Source organism: Bacillus sp. 7_6_55CFAA_CT2 (assembly GCF_000238655.1).
GTDB classification, from domain to species: domain Bacteria; phylum Bacillota; class Bacilli; order Bacillales; family Bacillaceae_G; genus Bacillus_A; species Bacillus_A cereus.
On the sequence record NZ_JH414710.1, the window covers coordinates 863,748 to 882,671 of the forward strand.

Consider the following 18,924-nt stretch of genomic DNA (forward strand, 5'->3'; position numbering starts at 1 on the left):
GAAGCTTTATGAGATTATCTGATTATAATACACCGCTATCGGGCATGTTAGCGGCTCAAATGGGGTTACAAACAACGAAACAAAACTTGTCTAACATTCATACACCGGGTTATGTGCGTCAAATGGTGAATTACGGATCTGTTGGAGCAAGCAATGGTCATACGCCAGAACAGAGAATTGGTTACGGTGTACAAACGCTAGGTGTTGACCGTATTACTGATGAGGTAAAGACGAAGCAGTTTAATGATCAATTATCTCAGCTCTCTTACTATAACTACATGAATTCAACTTTATCACGTGTAGAGTCTATGGTTGGAACGACAGGGAAGAATTCATTATCTAGTTTAATGGACGGTTTCTTTAATGCCTTTCGTGAAGTAGCAAAAAATCCAGAGCAACCAAACTACTATGATACATTAATTTCTGAAACTGGGAAGTTCACAAGTCAAGTGAATCGTCTTGCGAAAAACTTAGATACAGTGGAAGCACAGACAGCAGAAGATATTGAAGCGCATGTTAATGAATTTAATCGTCTTGCTGCTAGTTTAGCAGAAGCGAATCATAAAATTGGACAAGCGGGTACACAAGTGCCGAATCAACTTTTAGACGAACGAGATCGCATCATTACAGAGATGTCTAAGTATGCAAACATCGAAGTATCTTATGAATCTATGAATCCTAATATCGCAAGTGTTAGAATGAATGGTATTTTAACAGTAAATGGACAAGATACATATCCACTTCAATTAAATAAAGAAAAAGACCCAATGTCAGTTGAGATTTACGGTTCAGAAATCTCTGTAACTAGCGGAGCGATAAAATCAGCGATTGATACGAAAGCAAAGATTGTTGATTATAAAAAAAATCTCGAAGACTTAATGAATTCAGTGAAAAATCAAGTGAATACAGTGATGGGAAAAGATTTCTTCGTTGGAGATTATGCAAAAGATATGAAGTTAAATCCAGAATTCCAAAAAGATGTTTCGAAAATGAAAATGTCTGCTGAAACAGCAAATAAACTAGCAGCAGTTACAGATGACGATTATAAAGAAGGTCTTTCTTATAAACAAGCATTAGACCAATTTATAGTTCGTGTTGCATCTGATAAAAGTGCAGTAAATGGTTATCAAAAAATTCATGGCGACTTACTAGAAGGTATTCAACAAGAAAAAATGAGCGTTGAAGGTGTAAATATGGAAGAGGAAATGGTAAATTTAATGGCCTTCCAAAAATATTTCGTCGCAAACTCTAAAGCTATTACTACGATGAATGAAGTTTTTGATAGTCTATTTTCGATTATTCGATAAGTGATAATAATTGATTGGAAATATATAAGGAGGAGATAGAAATGAGAGTATCTACATTTCAAAATGCAAACTGGGCAAAGAATCAGTTAATGGATTTGAATGTGCAACAACAATACCATAGAAACCAAGTAACTTCAGGGAAGAAAAATCTTCTTATGAGTGAAGATCCACTTGCAGCGAGTAAATCATTTGCGATTCAACATTCATTGGCGAATATTGAACAAATGCAAAAAGATTTAGCTGACTCAAAAAATGTATTAACACAAACTGAAAATACTTTGCAAGGTATTTTTAAATCTTTAACGAGAGCAGATCAATTAACGGTACAGGCATTAAATGAGCCAAATGGTGAAAAAGAATTGAAAGCCATCGGTGCAGAGATTGATCAAATTTTAAAACAAGTTGTATATTTAGCGAATACGAAAGAGCAAGGTCGTTATATTTTCGGTGGTGATAGTGCAGAAAAGTCACCATTTACAGAAGATGGTACGTACCAGGGCGGAAAAAATGATGTGAACTGGCAACTAAATGACGGTTATGAGTTAAAGGCATTCCGTAACGGAGAAGCATTATTATCCCCGGTAATAAAAACGTTAAAACAGATGAGCGAAGCGATGCAAAAGGGTGACCAAAAAGCGTTACAACCGTTATTAGGAGAAAATAAGAAAAACTTAGATGGCATCATTAACCGTACAACTGAAGTTGGTTCAACAATGAACACAATGGAGACGTTTAAAACAATTTTAAGTGAGCAAAATTTAGCGCTTCAAGAAAACCGTAAAGAAATTGAGGATGTTGATTTAGCGGTCGCAATTTCTGACTTGGCATATATAAATGCGACGTATGAAGCGACACTTAAAGCAGTTAGTACGATGAGTAAAACGAGTATTTTAGACTACATGTAATCTACAAGGAGTGAGAAAAATGGCAGGAACAACGATGACAGGTATTGGTGGTAGACAACAAATTTGGAACCTCGGAAATAATATGATCGATACTTCTAACCTAGTAGAATTAGAAATGCAAGCGTTAGATATGAGAAAAACACCATATACGAAAGAAAAGAACGACCTTACAAATGATAAATTATTATATACAAGTTTAAAATCAGAATTTAGTTCTTTCACACAAACGTTTAAAAACTTAGCGGCTTTTAAAGGGAATGAGAAAAAAGTAACGACAACACAAGAAGGTTATATTAATGTAAAAGCAGATGGTGGTGCGATTGCAGGAACTTTTAATATGACAATTACACAGCTCGCGCAACGTCATCAAATAGCTTCTAATGAAATTAAAGATATAAATGCGAAACTTCCTAAAGATGAAACATTAAAACTAGGTGGTAAAGAACTAAAAGTAACAACTGATATGACATATAAAGATTTAATTAATAAGATTAATGATGGAGATTATGGCGTATCAGCTTATACACTTGGAAATAAAATTTTCATGACCTCGAAAAAAGAAGGGGCAATGAATGAAATTAAATTAGAAAAGACACCGCCTAATGTACTTACAGATTTGTTTTATACGAAAGTGGAAGGTACAGATGAGAATAATCAACCTACGACAGAAATGAAATTAAATACTATTAACGAAGCGCTAGATGCAAAATATAGTATTAATGGTGTTGAGGGAAAAAGTGATAGTAATACAATTGAAGCATTACCAGGTGTGAAAATTGAGCTATTGAAAGTAACGGAATCAAAGGTGGAAAATAAACCAGAAGATGGAACAGGTACAAATGCAGATCAAAAAGCAAAAGGTATAGATCTAAAATTTACAGTAAATGACTCAAACGTAACAGACGCATCGAATGTTATTAAAAAAATGGTAGCTGATTATAATAAAGCTGTTTCTACAGTAGATATCTTTGCTGGAAAAGGTGGAGCTTTCCAAGGGCAAGCTATTATGCAAAGTGTACGTCAGGCAATGAACAATGTCGTAACATTTTCTCAAGATGGTAATTATTTATTCACATTCGGTATTCAATTAAAGCAAGATGGAACGATGGAAGTTAATGATGAAAAATTAACACAAGCATTAAAAGAAAAACCCGATGCAGCGAAGCAATTTTTCTTTAGTTCTAACGGTTTAGGAAAAATGATGGAAGAACCGCTTGATAAACTATTCGGTGATAAAGGTGTAGTCGGCGAGAGAGTTAAAAACATTGACTCACGTGTAAGTGATTTAGATAAAAAGATTAAAGATATTGAGACGCAAAACTTGCAAAAGCAAGATGAAATCGTGAAGAAGTATCAAAAGCTAGAGAGTACATTGGCGGCGCTTGATAGCCAACTAAAAACAATTAAAGCAATGACAAAACAAAAAAGTGATGATTAATGAAAGTTGAGGAAGTGATCGTATGCAAGCATGGCAACGTTATATGCAAAATGATATTATGACGAGTAATCCGATTAAAAATACAATTTTTATTTATGAAAGATGTATTGTAGAGTTTCGTAATTTAGAAGAACTTTTACATACTTTTAAACTTCAAGAAGGGGACGCACTTCTTGAAAAATTAGAACGTATTTTTGAAGAACTAAAGCTTCAATTAAATCCTGAGATTACGAAAGATTTATATGATAGTCTTTATGGTTTATATGATTGGATTAGCATTCAAATTCAAACGATGAAAGTAACGCGTGAAGCGAAAGATATTGATGCAATTGTGAAAGTGTTACAAGATTTAATAGACGGTTACCGCGGAGCACTTGAAAATGAACAATGATATTTATCGGACGTTTGTCAGCTGTTTTAATGAAATCGGTGAATTGCAAGTGTCAGACAGAGAGTTTGCTGAGAAGAGTGAGATGTTAAATCGCTGGATGATGACATTGGATGAAGAAACGCGTGCACAAGTTGCAGCAGAAGTAAGCCCATTCATTATTAAGGCAGCACAGCATATTCGGGATAAGCAAAAGATTTTGGAAGAAATGATTATGACAAATGATGGACGAATGAAGGCTAATTCATTTTACGGTAAATATTAATAATAACGTTTGGAAACAGATTCCCCTTTTAAAAGGGGGTCTATTCCTTCGTTTACATAAAGAACCCGCTGATTGAGGTTTCATTTTATGACTGTGATGAAATAATAATTGTAATCTAAATAATAGAAAAATGGACTTTAGTTTATATATTGAAATGTTCTATAGATTACTGTGTGTATACAGTTTTTTGCATTCTTTTTTATATTTTTATATTTTTCTAAAGACAACAATAGAAAAAATGGAATAAAATATGTAAGGGTACATAATAGTAAATATTTTAATAAATGCATATAAGAAAATAAATAATGAAGTGAAACTTCTATCAGTGGATCATTAAGTTAGAAAGGGAAGGGTGTGGAATATGCCAGATTTAGTGAGTGATGTAAGCCATTATATGAATTATTTAGTGACGAAACGAAATACGGTCTCTAGTAATATTGCAAATGCGAATACACCTGGCTATAAAGCACAAGATGTAACATTTGCTGAGCAGATGAATAAAAGTAGTGCATTATATAAAAACAATGCGGCTGATTTAAAGAGTAATCCAGATTTATATCAAACGAATGAAATGCACTTGCCGACAGTAAATACGAAAAATACATATGCAAAGATTCAAACAAAATCAATGCAAACGAATAAAGACGGAAATAGTGTGGATGTAACGACAGAAATGCTAGATTTAATGAAAGCAAATCAGTTATACGGTATTTCAGTTAACGCAATTAATACACAATATGCAATTAACCAAGCGGCACGCGGACGTTAAAAGTAGAAGGAGAGACAACGAATGTTTCAGGCAATTAATGCAAGTGGCTCAGGACTAACGACAGCGAGAAAGTGGATGGAAGTTACTTCTAACAATATTGTAAATGCAAATACGACGGCGGCTCCGGGGGCAGATTTATATGAGCGTCGTAGTGTGGTGCTAGAATCAAACAATAGTTTTGCAAGTATGCTAGATGGGGCTCCTACTAACGGAGTAAAAATAAAAAGTATTGAAGCAGACAAAACGGAAAATTTAGTGTATGATCCGACGCATCCGCACGCAAATGAAGAAGGATATGTACGTTATCCCAATATTGATGTAACTGCTGAAATGACGAATGTAATGGTTGCTCAAAAAATGTATGAAGCGAATACGAGTGTATTAAATGCGAATAAAAAAATGCTTGATAAAGATTTAGAAATCGGCCGAGGATAAGGGGGAAGATAGTAATATGAAAATTCAACCAATGTTACATACACAACCATTTGGAGCAATTCAGTCAATTGGTGCACCGAAAACTTCTCAAACATCTGTAGTTGAGGGGAAAAAGTTTATTGATTTATTGGAAGATATGAATCAAACGCAAAACAATGCGCAAACAGCAGTATATGATTTACTAACTAAAGGGGTAGGAGAAACACATGACGTTTTAATTCAGCAAAAGAAAGCTGAGTCTCAAATGAAAACAGCTGCTCTCGTACGTGATAATCTTATTGAAAATTATAAGTCACTAATTAATATGCAAATTTAGGAAAGTGGACGGGTGTGTTTAAATGGAAAAGATGAAAAATGTTATTCAATCGTTAAAAACGTGGCATAAGTTAGTAATTGGTGCTGCGCTTTTAGCGATTGTAACAGGAGCACTTTTATACTTCACCTTGCCAGATAAATATGTTGTTGTATATCAAAATTTAAATGATACAGATAAACAAGAGATTACAGCAGAATTATCGAAGTTAGGTGTCGATTATCAATTAGCGGCCGATGGTTCGATTCGTGTGCAAAAGAATGATGCTCCATGGGTTCGAAAAGAAATGAATGGGATGGGCTTACCGTTTAATTCGAAAAGCGGTGAGGAAATTTTATTAGAAAGCTCTCTCGGTTCAAGTGAGCAAGATAAAAAAATGAAGCAAATTGTCGGTACGAAGAAGCAATTGGAGCAAGATATTGTAAGAAATTTTGCGACAGTTGAAACGGCAAATGTTCAAATTACATTGCCTGAAAAAGAGACAATTTTTGATGAAGAAAAAGCAAAAGGAACAGCGGCGATTACGGTTGGAGTGAAGCGTGGACAATTGTTAACAGCTGATCAAGTTGCGGGTATACAGCAAATGATTAGTGCAGCGGTTCCTGGTGTGAAAGCAGAAGAAGTAAGTGTTATTGATAGTAAAAAAGGTGTTATCTCAAAAGGAGCAGATGAAGCACATTCTAGTAGTTCCTCTTCTTATGAGAAAGAAGTAGAGATGCAGCACCAACTTGAAGGTAAATTAAAGCAAGATATTGATGCAACGTTAATGACGATGTTTAAACCGAATGAATATAAAGTGAATACGAAAGTATCTGTAAACTACGATGAAGTTACACGTCAGTCAGAGAAGTATGGTGATAAAGGTGTACTTCGTAGTAAACAAGAGCAAGAGGAAAGCTCTACTGCGCAAGAAGGGGCAGATACGAAGCAAGGTGCTGGTATTACAGCTAACGGTGAAGTGCCAAACTACGGTACGAACAATAATCAAAATGGTAAAGTTGTCTACGATAATAAAAATGGCAACAAAATTGAAAATTATGAAATAGATAAAACAGTTGAAACAATTAAGAAACACCCAGAATTAACGAAAACGAATGTTGTTGTATGGGTAGATAATGATACGTTAGTAAAACGTAGAATTGATATGACAACTTTTAAAGAAGCAATCGGAACAGCGGCAGGACTTCAAGCTGATCCGAACGGTAACTTTATAAATGGTCAAGTTAACGTTGTAACTGTTCAGTTCGATCAGCCGAAAGCCGAAAAAGAGAAAGAGCTAGAAAAAAGTGGTATGAACTGGTGGTTATTCGGTGGAATTACAGCTGGCTTATTAGCGATTGGTGGCCTAGTATGGTTCTTACTAGCAAGACGTAAGAGAAAGAAAGAAGAAGAGGAATATGAAGAATACTTAGCAGAAGAGGAAATTGCTGCAAGTAATGAAAGTATCTTGGAAATTCCTGAAGAAAAAATAGTGCCAGAGCCAAAACCTGAACCAGAAGAACCGAAAGAACCAACGTTAGATGAACAAGTGCAGGATGCTACGAAAGAACATGTAGAAGGAACTGCAAAAGTAATTAAAAAATGGTTAAACGGACAGTAAGGGAGGAACAACGATGTTAGATGAAATCTCCTCCAAAGAAAAAGCTGCCATCCTTATTCGTACATTAGAAGAAGGGGTGGCAGCAAAAGTCATTGAATATATGACAGCTGAGGAAAAAGAAGTATTACTTCGTGAAATCGCAAAGTTTCGTGTATACAAACCAGAAACGTTAGAAAATGTACTAGGAGAGTTCTTATATGAACTAAATGTAAAAGAATTGAACTTAGTCACTCCAGATAAAGAATACATTCGTCGCATATTTAAAAACATGCCAGAAGACGAACTGGAAAAATTATTGGAAGATCTTTGGTATAACAAAGATAATCCGTTTGAGTTCTTAAATTCACTTACAGATTTAGAGCCACTTCTTACAGTGCTTAATGATGAGTCACCACAAACAATTGCAATTATCGCTTCTTATATTAAACCGCAACTTGCGTCTCAATTAATTGAGAGATTGCCAGATCATAAGCGCGTTGAAACGGTAATGGGTATAGCGAAACTAGAACAAGTTGATGGTGAGTTAATTAATCAAATTGGTGAGTTGTTAAAATCGAAATTAAATAATATGGCATTTAGTGCAATTAATAAAACTGATGGCTTGAAAACAATCGTAAATATTTTAAATAATGTTTCACGAGGTGTTGAAAAAACAGTCTTTCAAAAGCTGGATGAAGTCGATTATGAGTTATCTGAGAAAATTAAAGAAAATATGTTTGTCTTTGAAGACTTACTTGGTCTTGAAGATCTTGCTCTTCGCCGTGTATTAGAAGAAATTACAGATAACGGTGTTCTTGCGAAAGCACTTAAAATTGCAAAAGAAGAAATTAAAGAGAAATTATTTACATGTATGTCTTCAAACCGTAAAGAGATGATTCTAGAAGAATTAGATGGCTTAGGACCGCTTAAGATGACGGATGCTGAAAAAGCGCAGCAAACGATCACTGGTACAGTGAAAAAGCTAGAGAAAGAAGGAAGAATTATCGTTCAAAGAGGTGAAGAGGATGTCCTTATTTAAAAACAGAATTCCGAAGAATTCTGTTTCTTTTTCTGAAGAAACGTATGAATTACAATTTCCAAAACCAGCTTCAGTTCAAATAGAAGAGCAAGAATTACAAGCAGATCATGCAGAACTTCGTGCCCAGCAAGAATCGTTACATATGGAAATGAATCAGCTAAGGCAAGAGAAGCAAATGCTAGAACGAGAGCGGCAGCAGTTATTACAAGATAAAGAACAATTTCAAATGCATATTCATGAGCAAATGGAACAGATGGAAGCAGCGCGTGTGCAATTTCAAAAAGAACAACAAGAAACAGCGTATGAATGGACAGAGTTGTTATGGGATCAATCTTTTCATCTAGCAGAAAAAATCGTGAATCAAGCGGTAGATTCACGATTGCTTGATGTGTTACCTATTTTAACTGGCATCGTGCAAACATTGCCAACTTCGTTTGAAAAATTAATCATTACAGTACATCCAGAAACGTTTGAACGTATTCAAGAAGAGAAGGAGAATACGAAAGAATATTGGTTACTACAATTAGTAGAATGGAAATATGATTTCTCCCTGCAGTTTGGTGAATTTGTTCTGGAAGAAGAGAAAGAGTTCTTTGAATTTAAATTTGCACCTATATTTGCGAAACTTCGTCAGAAATGGGAAGAAGAGAAGTTATTTGAGGAGCAAAATGTATGAGCCGCCTGTTAATGAATGAGAACGAAAAATGGAATAAGTTCATTGAAACACCGCTGTATACGAAAGTAGGCAAAGTTCATAGTGTACAAGAACAGTTTTTCGTAGCAAAAGGGCCGAAAGCGAAGATCGGAGATGTTTGCTTCGTTGGAGAACATAACGTCTTATGTGAAGTGATTGCCATTGAAAAAGAAAATAATATGCTACTTCCATTTGAACAGACAGAAAAAGTATGTTATGGAGATTCAGTGACATTAGTTTCAGAAGATGTTGTTGTACCACGTGGTAATCACTTGCTCGGAAAAGTGTTAAGTGCAAATGGTGAAGTGTTAAATGAGGAAGCTGAAAACATTCCATTACAGAAAATAAAACTAGATGCACCGCCTATACATGCATTTGAACGTGAAGAGATTACCGATGTATTTGAAACAGGAATAAAATCAATTGATTCTATGCTAACAATTGGTATCGGTCAAAAGATTGGTATTTTTGCTGGGTCAGGTGTTGGTAAATCAACTTTACTTGGAATGATAGCAAAAAATGCAAAAGCTGATATAAATGTTATTAGTTTAGTAGGGGAACGTGGCCGGGAAGTAAAAGACTTTATTCGAAAAGAGTTAGGCGAGGAAGGGATGCGAAAAAGCGTCGTTGTTGTAGCGACGTCAGATGAAAGTCATCTTATGCAACTTCGTGCAGCGAAACTCGCAACGTCTATTGCTGAATACTTCCGTGATCAAGGTAATAACGTATTACTTATGATGGACTCTGTTACTCGTTTTGCCGATGCACGAAGAAGTGTTGATATTGCTGTTAAAGAATTACCGATTGGTGGTAAAACACTGTTAATGGAAAGTTATATGAAGAAGTTGTTAGAGCGGTCCGGAAAAACACAAAAGGGATCTATAACAGGTATTTATACGGTGCTTGTTGATGGGGATGATTTAAATGGTCCTGTACCAGATTTAGCACGTGGTATTTTAGATGGACATATCGTATTAAAGCGTGAGCTTGCAACGCTTAGTCATTATCCTGCAATTTCAGTATTAGATTCAGTAAGTAGGATTATGGAAGAAATTGTTTCGCCACATCATTGGCAACTTGCAAATGAAATGAGAAAGATTTTATCAATTTATAAAGAAAATGAATTGTATTTTAAGCTAGGAACGATTCAAGAAAATGAAGAAAATGCTTATATTTTTGAATGTAAAAATAAAGTAGAAGGCATAAATACATTTTTAAAGCAAGGTCGATCGGATAGTTTCCAATTTGATGATATCGTTGAAGCGATACAGCATATAGTATAAGGCCTCTGCCCAAGAGGTCTTATTTTTTTGTTTTTTAATATTTCACAGATTTTTTTGGAAAAAAACTATATAATAGAAAAAGAGAACGTTATAATAGAAAGGGGCTATGAAAACAGGTGGATAAACAGCAGTACGACACAATAAAATTGCAAATAAACCAAGAAAAAGAACATATTTTAAAAGAAGTGTATGAATTAACAGCTGAAAAAAGAAAAATAGAACAAAAAAAGAATATGATTTATATGTTGTGAAATCGCGTAGTAAAGTCGTACAAACTGGGCAACGTATTATGGCTGGCATGCTTTCTTCACATACGTTTTCACCTGAAAGAATAGAAGAATGGAATCGAAAAATTAAAAAACGGAAGGTTTTATTCAAAAAAATGAAAGCCTTTTAGAGCAAGTAAAAGAAAAAGAACGTGTCATTGATGAGATGTATCAAGAAGATTGCAAAAAGCTTGCGAAAGCACAAGAAAAGCTGGAAGAAAAAATGCTTCTGGATTTGAAAATGTGTATGAATGGATGAGGTGAATGTAGTGATACAGTCTGTATTACCGGTGCAACAAAGTTTACCTCCGCAAAAAGAAAAAGGGCTAGAAGTACAATCAAAAAATGAAGATTCTTCATTCGATCGTACGATGAGAATGGAAAATAAAAAACAGCCGCAAACGGAGAAAACGAAACGAGAAGAAGCACCAAAAGAAGAGAGAAAAGATTATATTCTTTCTAAAAAATCGGTAACGGAAGAAGAACCTATTGTAAAGAAAGAAGAAAAAAAGAGACAGAACAGTTGTTATTAGCTGTATCTGAGCAAATGGTTGCAATTGAGCAATTACATGTGCAGCCGGAATTGTTATATCAATACATACAAAAAATACAAGAGCTATATAAAGAATATGGCAATATTAAACTTAATGAATTACCTGCAGCTGAATTACAACAATTACAAGAACTTCTTTCAAATATGAATATCAAAAATGCTATATGTTTAGAAGATACAATGCAAATGGTATTAGACAAAATGAAGATGCCAGAGCAAACGATGCAAGCATTGAAGGTTGTAGAAACAGAAACTTGTAATATTGCAAAGGAACAAGAAGAGTCTAAAGAGGTAGATCTTCCGAAACTTGAGAGCGATGATGCAAAGGTAGAGTTGCCAGAAGTTGATGCATTAAACGATTCGAGCTCTGCAGGTGCAGAATTATTAAATAAAACGACGAGTACCGAACAAATAGGGAAATCAAATAGTGGTGCTGAGAAAGTTTCATTACCTGACTTAGGAAAGAAAATGGAAGCGCAAGTAGAAGCGCTGCAAAAATTTGTAGTGAAACAAGAACGTGTTTTATTCCAGTTAAATCCAGAAAAACTTGGTACATTAACAGTGTTTATGAAAAAACACGGAGATCAAATTGACGTTCACGTAGAAATGGAAAAACACGATGCGAAAAAACGTGTTGAAATCATTTTTGATGAATTGAGATTAAAGTTAAAAGAAAAAGAAATCAATATTCAAATTAGCTATTCAGATAAAGATGAAAATCGTAAAGAACAGCGAGAACAAGAGCAAAGGCAAAAACAGAAATTAGCAAATACAAATCATGAAAAACAACAATCAACAGAATTTGCGGGATTATTGGAGGAATAAAGCGTGCCAACAGTTGGATTAAATACAACGAGTACAAATCATATTCCGTTACAAGCAGGAGCGCAAAAAAGTAATGTACCTGTTAATGGTGTACAATCGCCAGTGCAACAAAGTAATGGAGTTTCAGCAGGAGCCCAAAAGACTCCTGGGGTAATGGGGAAAGATGATTTCTTAAAATTGTTTTTATCAAGTTTCCAACATCAAGATCCATTTAATGCGATGGATATGAATCAAATGATGAATCAGACAGCGCAGCTATCTCTTATGGAACAAGTACAGAATATGACGAAAGCAGTAGATAAGCTGCAATCAACGATGTATTCAACAGCACTTGATGGTGGAATGAAGTTTTTAGGGAAATACGTAAGAGGTGTTGACGGTGACGGAAACAAAGTAACCGGTCAAGTAGAAACGGTTCGTCTTGCGGAAAATAACGATGTACAGCTCGTTATTAATAATAAAGTTGTCTCTCTTCGTTTCGTTGAGAGAGTGTCTGATAAACCGATTGGGGAAACGAACCCAGAAGACGCAAAGAAAGACGATCAAAAAGTAACTGAAGAAGTAAAAACTACAAATTCATAAGGAGTGTCCATACGTTATGATTAAAGCGTTATATACAAGTATTACAGGGATGAATGCAACACAAAATGCATTAAGTGTAACTTCAAATAATATTGCCAATGCACAAACAGTAGGTTATAAAAAACAAAAAGCAATGTTTGATGATTTACTATATAACAATTCGATTGGTGCAAAAGGTGACGGTAAATACGCAGGAACGAATCCGAAAAGTATTGGTAACGGTGTGAAAATGAGTGGTACGGTTACGGACTATAGTGATGGTACAATTACGTTAACAGGTGGCAAAACACAAGCAGCAATGGAAGGTAATGGTTTCTTCGTTGTAGGTGATTCAAAAGGCGGAAATATGGAATTTACTCGTAAAGGTACGTTTGGGATATCTTCAGATTACTATATTACGAATACTGAAGGTCAATACGTATTTGCCTACCCTGCAAATGAGGCAACTGGTGAAGTTGATTTATCTGGAATTCCAGGACCGTTGCAAATTCCAATGGGAACAGCAATTGGTGGTATTCGAACATCGAAAGGGACAATTAAAGGGAATATTCCAACTGGTGAAAAACAAATTACACAAGATTTACCTGTATATGATAATGCGGGGAATACATGGACAATGCGTGTAGAGTTTAAACAAACGAGTGAACATAACTATACATATAAAGTACAAATGCGCAATGACTCGAAAAAAGAAACAGAGTTTAAAGATGTTCCAGGTGCAGGTGGTAATATGACATTTGATGCTGTTGGAAATCCAAATCCGAAAGAGCAAGGAGCCAATATTCCATTTGATGGCGGTTCTATAAAATTAGACTTAAGCCATTTAACAAATCATCCAACAGATAAAACATTATCAGTAACAGACGTAGATGGTAGAGCTGCAGCGACGGTTAAAGATTGCTTCATTGCTGACGGTGGATACGTAATGGTAAAATATTCTGATGGAAGTATGAAATCTGCAGGTCAATTAGCTGTTGCGATGTTCCCGAACGAAGGCGGACTAATGAAAACAGGTAATGGTAACTATACAGCAACGAATACAACAGGTATTTTAGCTCTTGGTACATCTGGTCAAAACGGTGCGGGTAAAGTACGTGGTGGTGCACAAGAAGGTGCAAACGTAGATTTATCTGTAGAATTCGTTGACTTAATGTTATATCAACGCGGATTCCAAGGAAATGCGAAAGTTATTAAAGTTTCAGATGAAGTATTAAATGAAGTTGTAAACTTAATTCGATAATATATATCGCATGGAAAAAATGTAATGGAGTAGAAAGGGTTTTTTATTCGTATGACAAGACAAGAGCGAATTTTACAATTGCCTTTTTTCGAAAATAAACGTGAACTTGCCGAGCAAGTATTAAAAATAGAACGAGAAGAGCATGTATATTTACCAGATCAATTTGAAATTAAGCAAGTGCCACCGTATTCATTTGGCGAAAAACAAGCAATCATTGGCCGTATCCATGAGTTTTATTTCATAAGTGTTGGTAGCGATAGTGTTTGGAAGTATCAACTGTTTAAGGATGAGATGAAGTGTCGTGAGTTTTTTGTTATGTTGCCAAATATTACGGATCAGCAAATAGCGTTTTGGTTTAATAACATAGAGTTATTGAAAAGTTCTTAAAAAGATCTAAAAAGCTCTTTTTAGGGTTGATGAGAGGACCCAGCGTTGTTTTTGAGCGGTTAGTGCCTAATAGGGCCTCGACTGGTGTGTAAGGACAAAGGTATGGAGAGTTACTAGGGTAGTATAAAAAGAGGTAAGCAAAGTTTAGTGTGGATAAACAGTTATGGTCCAGAAGAGCTCCTAGTTGTAAGAATAGAGCTATGAAGGCGTACTGAGATAGTTGGAGATGAGATAATCATTTTATAGTAGGACAGTGCCTTCTGGATAGAATGTGACGATAGATTTTTATAAAAGGAGAGGTGAGGAGGATGGCGCAAAATAAGTATCGCGTTACATTCATTTCGCCGAGTGAGGTTGAGCAGCGGACTGTAATGGCGGCGAATAGTTTGCCAGATTTAATTCGTAAAGTAGAAAGTATTATCGCAGATCCAAACGGTTATTTTGTGAATGATAAAAAAAATAATTGTTATTTTAAAGTGATTAAAGAAAATGTTACGTTTATTCAATATGAGTTACTATTTTCGGATAAGGAAATTCATATTGAAAAATTAAAACATATAGCACCGGTAGTATTAAAGCGATTATTCGAAAAAATAAATGACCCGGAATTATATGCACTCGCGCTACTTGATGTTGATATAGCAACGAAAGAATATGTGCTAGCAGAAATGAATTCTGAACTGAGAATAAGAGTAGAGACAGAGCTTTCGAAAAAATGGGAAGCAATGCCGACGGAAATTGTAGGTGCACAAGAAGTTTTATTAGAGGCACTTGCTTCGTTTATACAAGATTAATTGTTTTTTTATAAAATGAATCGTTCGACTATCTATATTTTTTATATAGGTAGTTGACTTTTTCTCTTTTATAAAGCTTAATAATTAGATATACGGAATTAATGGAAGGGGAGCGACACCTTTATGTCACAAGCACAAAGTATTTTATTAGAAAGCGGAACAAATGAATTAGAGATTGTTACGTACACTGTTGGTGAAAACCTATTTAGTATTAATGTAATGAAAGTACGTGAAATCATTAATCCATTCCCTGTTACAACTGTGCCAGAATCTCATCATGCAGTTGAAGGTGTTGTTCAAGTACGTGGTGAAATTTTACCTGTTATTAACTTGGCAATGGCTCTTAATTTAAAGTCAACAAAGCCACTTGATCAAACGAAATTTATCATCTCAGAATTAAACCAAATGAAAGTTATTTTCCGCGTTGATGAAGTGCATCGTATTCAACGTATTTCGTGGGAACAAATTGATGAACCAGCTTCATTATCTATGGGACTAGAAGAAACGACATCTGGTATTGTAAAACTAGATGGAAAAATCATCTTACTATTAGATTATGAAAAAATTGTATGTGAAATTAGCGGCACTGGTTATGACAATAAATCAATTGCAGGATTAGAACAAAAAACAGATCGAGCTGAAAAAGTAATTTACATTGCAGAAGATTCAGCGATGCTTCGCCAAATATTAGAAGAAACATTATCATCAGCTGGATATACAAAAATGAACTTCTTCAGCAATGGTGCAGAAGCGTTAGCGCAAATTGAAAAATTAGCGAAAGAGCAAGGCGAAAAAATGTTTGAGCATATTCACTTGCTAATTACGGATATTGAAATGCCAAAAATGGATGGACATCATTTAACGAAAGTGGTTAAGGATAGTGAAGTAATGAATCGTTTACCAGTCATTATTTTCTCTTCATTAATTACAAATGAATTATTCCATAAAGGTGAAGCTGTAGGAGCAAATGCCCAAGTAAGTAAGCCAGATATTCAAGAGCTAATTGGTTTAGTTGATAAGTTAGTGCTTTAAAAGCTTCTATTTAGCCGGAATAGAAGCTCTAGCCAAGTGTTGAGCGGTCAGTGCTTAATAGAGCCCTATGCGATGTTGAGATCAGATATATGGAGTGGTTATAGGTAAGTAGAAGAGCTGGTGTATAACATTTTTCTATTTAGTAGGAATAGAGGAACTACTTATGTAAGGAAGTTTTTCAGTGCTTAATAGAGTCTCATGCGATGTGAGTTCAGAGGTATGAAGTAGTTTTAGGTAAGAAGAAGTGAGACTTTGATTGAGGATTTGAAGACTGGGTTTATAACTCTATTCTGTTAGAGAGAGGAAGGAATTAGCCAATGCTACATATGGCTAATTCCTTTTTAGTATTCTATACTTTAAGCTGGTAGAAAAATGAAAGGTTTCTTGGGTGTTTGTCGCTGTATGTGTGAATAATCTTTATTTAGAGATTTTTGATTTAAAAATATAAACAAACGTATTTTCGATTGTTATTTTAGTAATATTTCGTGGTAACGCAAATTTTTTCGGTGAAAAAACATTCAAAATACCATATAATATAATTAAATGTAATTAATATGCAATTTTGCATATTAATAAAAAACATTTTCCAAATTTTTATACTTTCTATACATTTTTGTATGTTTATTATTTGACAGATAATTTCGAACTGTTATAATATGGATATGTAAAAATTGCTATTTTCTTAAAAGACATGGGAGTCAGATGAGAATTGTGAAAGGATGAGGGGGAGTGGCACAGATTATGTATCACCACACAGCAATTAATGTATTAGGTCTTTTGCAAAACATGTCAAATAATAAAATGAACGATATGCAACTAGAGGTGGAATTTAAAAAAATAGAAAAAGAATTCCAAGTAAAGTATGAAGAATTAGTTGATTTACATAATAGAATGGTATTATTTCAAATAGATATAGAAAAAAATGGCGGGATGCGAGCATATGAAAAATCAGCAATTACATGGCTGAAGTCTGAACTAGAGCTACTGTATGAAGTGTATCAATTTTGTCAACGTCACGGTTTAAACATTTTAAATATTTCAAAATACGTAAGTAAAAATGAACTAAATCTTTTTCCAAAAACAGAAAGTCAATTGCAAAATACGTATTATAAATTGAAAAAACGTGAAATACCGTTTGAAAATATTGAAAAACAAAAACCGGGACGAAAGCGAAAATATATACCAGTAAAAGAGACAATCGTTGCAAGAAAACAAGAAAACGAGTACGAATTAAAAGAAGAAATCCAGCATAAAGAGGATGAAAAAAATCTTGTAACAGTTATATCTGGTATCGTTGATAACTTTGAAACAATTAATCAATGTAGTGAAAGGAAAGAAGACGAACTACATCAGTTTATGGAAGGTATTTATAAGCTTTCTAGCATGGCGGCAGGGCGTTCTAGAGAAGCAAAGAATACACGTAGCTTAGAAGGTGAATTGCAGTCGTTACAACTAGAAAATGAAAGGCTAAAACGAGAGAAAGAAGAGCTTGTACAAGATATTAAAGGTATGACGCAGCTTTTAATTCATTTCATTACAAGTTCTGATATCGATCAAATTCGTAAATTACCAACTTTCGTACAAGATTGTAAAATGGAATTACATAAACTCGGGCTATATAATGCACAAGACGGAAAAATGAAAATAATGGTTGACCGTAGCGGACAAGTTATGACGGTAACACAGTAATAAAATTTGGGTACAAAATAAAAGGGAGATACATAGTTTATATGTATTTCCCTTTTATTTTGTATGGAATCGTTCCAAAGAAGGAAGATGAATTTTTATGATTGTAGTAGTTTAGAGACTATTTGTGGAATTTGGTTCGCTTGTGAAACCATACTAGTTGCAACTTCAGTCAATAATTTGAACTTTAAAAAATCACTCATCTCCTGCGCCATGTCTGTATCTTCAATTAGAGATGCAGCATCTGTTAACGCCATACTTTGGCTATTTAAATTTTCAATATTAAACTGTAAACGATTTATCATAGAGCCAAGGTCGGCACGATGAAGTGACACACTTTGCAAAGCCTCTTCGATTTTACGAATTGTCGTTCTTGCTTCTTGTTCCGTTGAAATCTTGATGTCATGTTGTGTAGGGGAAGGGGAAATAGATTTTGATATATGTACCGTATGACCGATATCGTCTAATGTAACACGGCGGTTTTGACCGTCAAATACAGATAAATCATTAAACTCAGTCGTCTCGCCAATATAGCCAATTTGTTCTGTTAAAGACTGAAACTCTTTATTCAGCGAATGACGGTTTTTATTTGAATTTGTACCGTTCGCAGATTGAACGGCTAAATCACGCATACGCTGTAAAATATTTGTCACAGTTTGAAGGGCAGCTTCCGCCGTGCGAAGCATCGATATCGCATCTTCATTATTACGAATCGCCACACGCATACCACTTGCTCTCGCATGCATACGAGTAACAATTGCGATATTTGCGGGATTATCCGAAGCGTTGTTCAACTTCTTACCAGTCGCCAAATGCTCCATTGCAACATTCATATGCTTCTCATTCTCATACAACGACTGCCTAGCATTCATACTCAAAACATTCGTACCAATACGCATAATAGACACTCCTTATAGATTGATATAATCAATATTCAAAAGCTAATAAACGGCTATGAAGAGAAAAAGAGACTTATTCTCACTTTATCTTTTTGTTTTCATACAACGAACGAGAATAAAATAGGCCCTGACCGCTACTAAATATGGCTAGAGCTTCTCTTTAAGTTAAAAAATCTTTCAATCTATCTATATAGAAAAAATAAACCTCTCCGCAAGCAGAGAGGTTTATTCAGGAAACTAACTCA

General features: G+C 34.8%; 19 protein-coding genes and 2 pseudogenes. 20 read left to right on the forward strand and 1 reads right to left on the reverse strand.

Going from position 1 to position 18,924, the window contains the following annotated elements:
- The first annotated feature begins 8 nt into the window (after window positions 1-8).
- From flgK to HMPREF1014_RS20225, 20 genes and pseudogenes are all read left to right on the forward strand, one after another.
- Window positions 9-1,307, forward strand: a complete 1,299-nt coding sequence (gene flgK, locus HMPREF1014_RS20130; RefSeq protein WP_001239706.1) for a flagellar hook-associated protein FlgK — start codon at window positions 9-11, stop codon at window positions 1,305-1,307.
- Between the two features lie 41 nt (window positions 1,308-1,348).
- Window positions 1,349-2,212 carry a flagellar hook-associated protein 3 gene (locus tag HMPREF1014_RS20135; protein WP_001266403.1) on the forward strand — a complete coding sequence of 288 codons (864 nt, stop codon included), beginning with the start codon at window positions 1,349-1,351 and terminating at the stop codon, window positions 2,210-2,212.
- A gap of 19 nt (window positions 2,213-2,231) precedes the next feature.
- The gene (locus HMPREF1014_RS20140; protein WP_000929303.1) at window positions 2,232-3,650 is read left to right on the forward strand and encodes a flagellar hook-associated protein 2; all 1,419 of its coding nucleotides are present in this window, start codon (window positions 2,232-2,234) and stop codon (window positions 3,648-3,650) included.
- Between the two features lie 22 nt (window positions 3,651-3,672).
- The gene (locus HMPREF1014_RS20145; RefSeq protein WP_001149516.1) at window positions 3,673-4,041 is read left to right on the forward strand and encodes a flagellar export chaperone FliS; all 369 of its coding nucleotides are present in this window, start codon (window positions 3,673-3,675) and stop codon (window positions 4,039-4,041) included.
- Entirely contained in the window at window positions 4,031-4,303 is a 273-nt protein-coding gene (locus tag HMPREF1014_RS20150) for a hypothetical protein (protein WP_001058088.1), read from the forward strand. The genes HMPREF1014_RS20145 and HMPREF1014_RS20150 overlap by 11 nt, the downstream gene beginning before the upstream one ends.
- 361 nt (window positions 4,304-4,664) lie before the next feature.
- Window positions 4,665-5,072 carry a flagellar basal body rod protein FlgB gene (gene flgB / locus HMPREF1014_RS20155; RefSeq protein WP_001113109.1) on the forward strand — a complete coding sequence of 136 codons (408 nt, stop codon included), beginning with the start codon at window positions 4,665-4,667 and terminating at the stop codon, window positions 5,070-5,072.
- 21 nt (window positions 5,073-5,093) lie between these two features.
- Window positions 5,094-5,507: a flagellar basal body rod protein FlgC gene (gene flgC / locus HMPREF1014_RS20160; protein WP_000484680.1), complete on the forward strand. Its 414-nt coding sequence runs from the start codon at window positions 5,094-5,096 to the stop codon at window positions 5,505-5,507.
- A 16-nt stretch (window positions 5,508-5,523) separates the two neighbouring features.
- Complete coding sequence (gene fliE, locus HMPREF1014_RS20165) at window positions 5,524-5,823, forward strand: flagellar hook-basal body complex protein FliE (protein WP_000701672.1); 300 nt, start codon at window positions 5,524-5,526, stop codon at window positions 5,821-5,823.
- 22 nt (window positions 5,824-5,845) lie between these two features.
- Window positions 5,846-7,420, forward strand: coding sequence for a flagellar M-ring protein FliF C-terminal domain-containing protein (locus HMPREF1014_RS20170; protein WP_000413950.1), 1,575 nt, complete (start codon window positions 5,846-5,848; stop codon window positions 7,418-7,420).
- A gap of 13 nt (window positions 7,421-7,433) precedes the next feature.
- Window positions 7,434-8,438, forward strand: coding sequence for a flagellar motor switch protein FliG (fliG, locus tag HMPREF1014_RS20175; RefSeq protein ID WP_000883364.1), 1,005 nt, complete (start codon window positions 7,434-7,436; stop codon window positions 8,436-8,438).
- Entirely contained in the window at window positions 8,425-9,114 is a 690-nt protein-coding gene (locus tag HMPREF1014_RS20180) for a FliH/SctL family protein (protein WP_000051705.1), read from the forward strand. Before fliG ends, HMPREF1014_RS20180 begins: the two co-directional genes overlap by 14 nt.
- Entirely contained in the window at window positions 9,111-10,415 is a 1,305-nt protein-coding gene (gene fliI, locus HMPREF1014_RS20185) for a flagellar protein export ATPase FliI (protein WP_000088693.1), read from the forward strand. The genes HMPREF1014_RS20180 and fliI overlap by 4 nt, the downstream gene beginning before the upstream one ends.
- A 116-nt stretch (window positions 10,416-10,531) precedes the next feature.
- Window positions 10,532-10,940 (forward strand): annotated as a pseudogene (locus HMPREF1014_RS31370) (cytoplasmic protein).
- Between the two features lie 10 nt (window positions 10,941-10,950).
- Window positions 10,951-12,059, forward strand: a pseudogene (locus HMPREF1014_RS20195) (flagellar hook-length control protein FliK).
- Window positions 12,060-12,062: 3 nt separating this feature from the next.
- Window positions 12,063-12,641 (forward strand): flagellar hook assembly protein FlgD, encoded by a 579-nt coding sequence (locus HMPREF1014_RS20200; RefSeq protein WP_001143462.1) that lies wholly within the window; start codon window positions 12,063-12,065, stop codon window positions 12,639-12,641.
- Window positions 12,642-12,657: 16 nt separating this feature from the next.
- Window positions 12,658-13,881, forward strand: a complete 1,224-nt coding sequence (locus tag HMPREF1014_RS20205; protein WP_000588321.1) for a flagellar hook protein FlgE — start codon at window positions 12,658-12,660, stop codon at window positions 13,879-13,881.
- 51 nt (window positions 13,882-13,932) lie between these two features.
- Window positions 13,933-14,268 carry a DUF3964 family protein gene (locus HMPREF1014_RS20210; protein ID WP_000198167.1) on the forward strand — a complete coding sequence of 112 codons (336 nt, stop codon included), beginning with the start codon at window positions 13,933-13,935 and terminating at the stop codon, window positions 14,266-14,268.
- A 308-nt stretch (window positions 14,269-14,576) separates the two neighbouring features.
- Window positions 14,577-15,062, forward strand: coding sequence for a hypothetical protein (locus HMPREF1014_RS20215; protein ID WP_000068301.1), 486 nt, complete (start codon window positions 14,577-14,579; stop codon window positions 15,060-15,062).
- Between the two features lie 123 nt (window positions 15,063-15,185).
- On the forward strand, window positions 15,186-16,094 hold the full coding sequence (locus tag HMPREF1014_RS20220) for a chemotaxis protein (RefSeq protein WP_000075943.1): 909 nt from the start codon (window positions 15,186-15,188) through the stop codon (window positions 16,092-16,094).
- 741 nt (window positions 16,095-16,835) lie between these two features.
- Window positions 16,836-17,783 carry a DNA-binding domain-containing protein gene (locus HMPREF1014_RS20225; protein ID WP_000274682.1) on the forward strand — a complete coding sequence of 316 codons (948 nt, stop codon included), beginning with the start codon at window positions 16,836-16,838 and terminating at the stop codon, window positions 17,781-17,783.
- Window positions 17,784-17,878: 95 nt separating this feature from the next.
- On the opposite strand, the gene HMPREF1014_RS20230 is transcribed toward HMPREF1014_RS20225, so the two are convergent.
- The gene (locus HMPREF1014_RS20230; RefSeq protein WP_001219687.1) at window positions 17,879-18,679 is read right to left on the reverse strand and encodes a flagellin N-terminal helical domain-containing protein; all 801 of its coding nucleotides are present in this window, start codon (window positions 18,677-18,679) and stop codon (window positions 17,879-17,881) included.
- Window positions 18,680-18,924 lie beyond the last annotated feature (245 nt).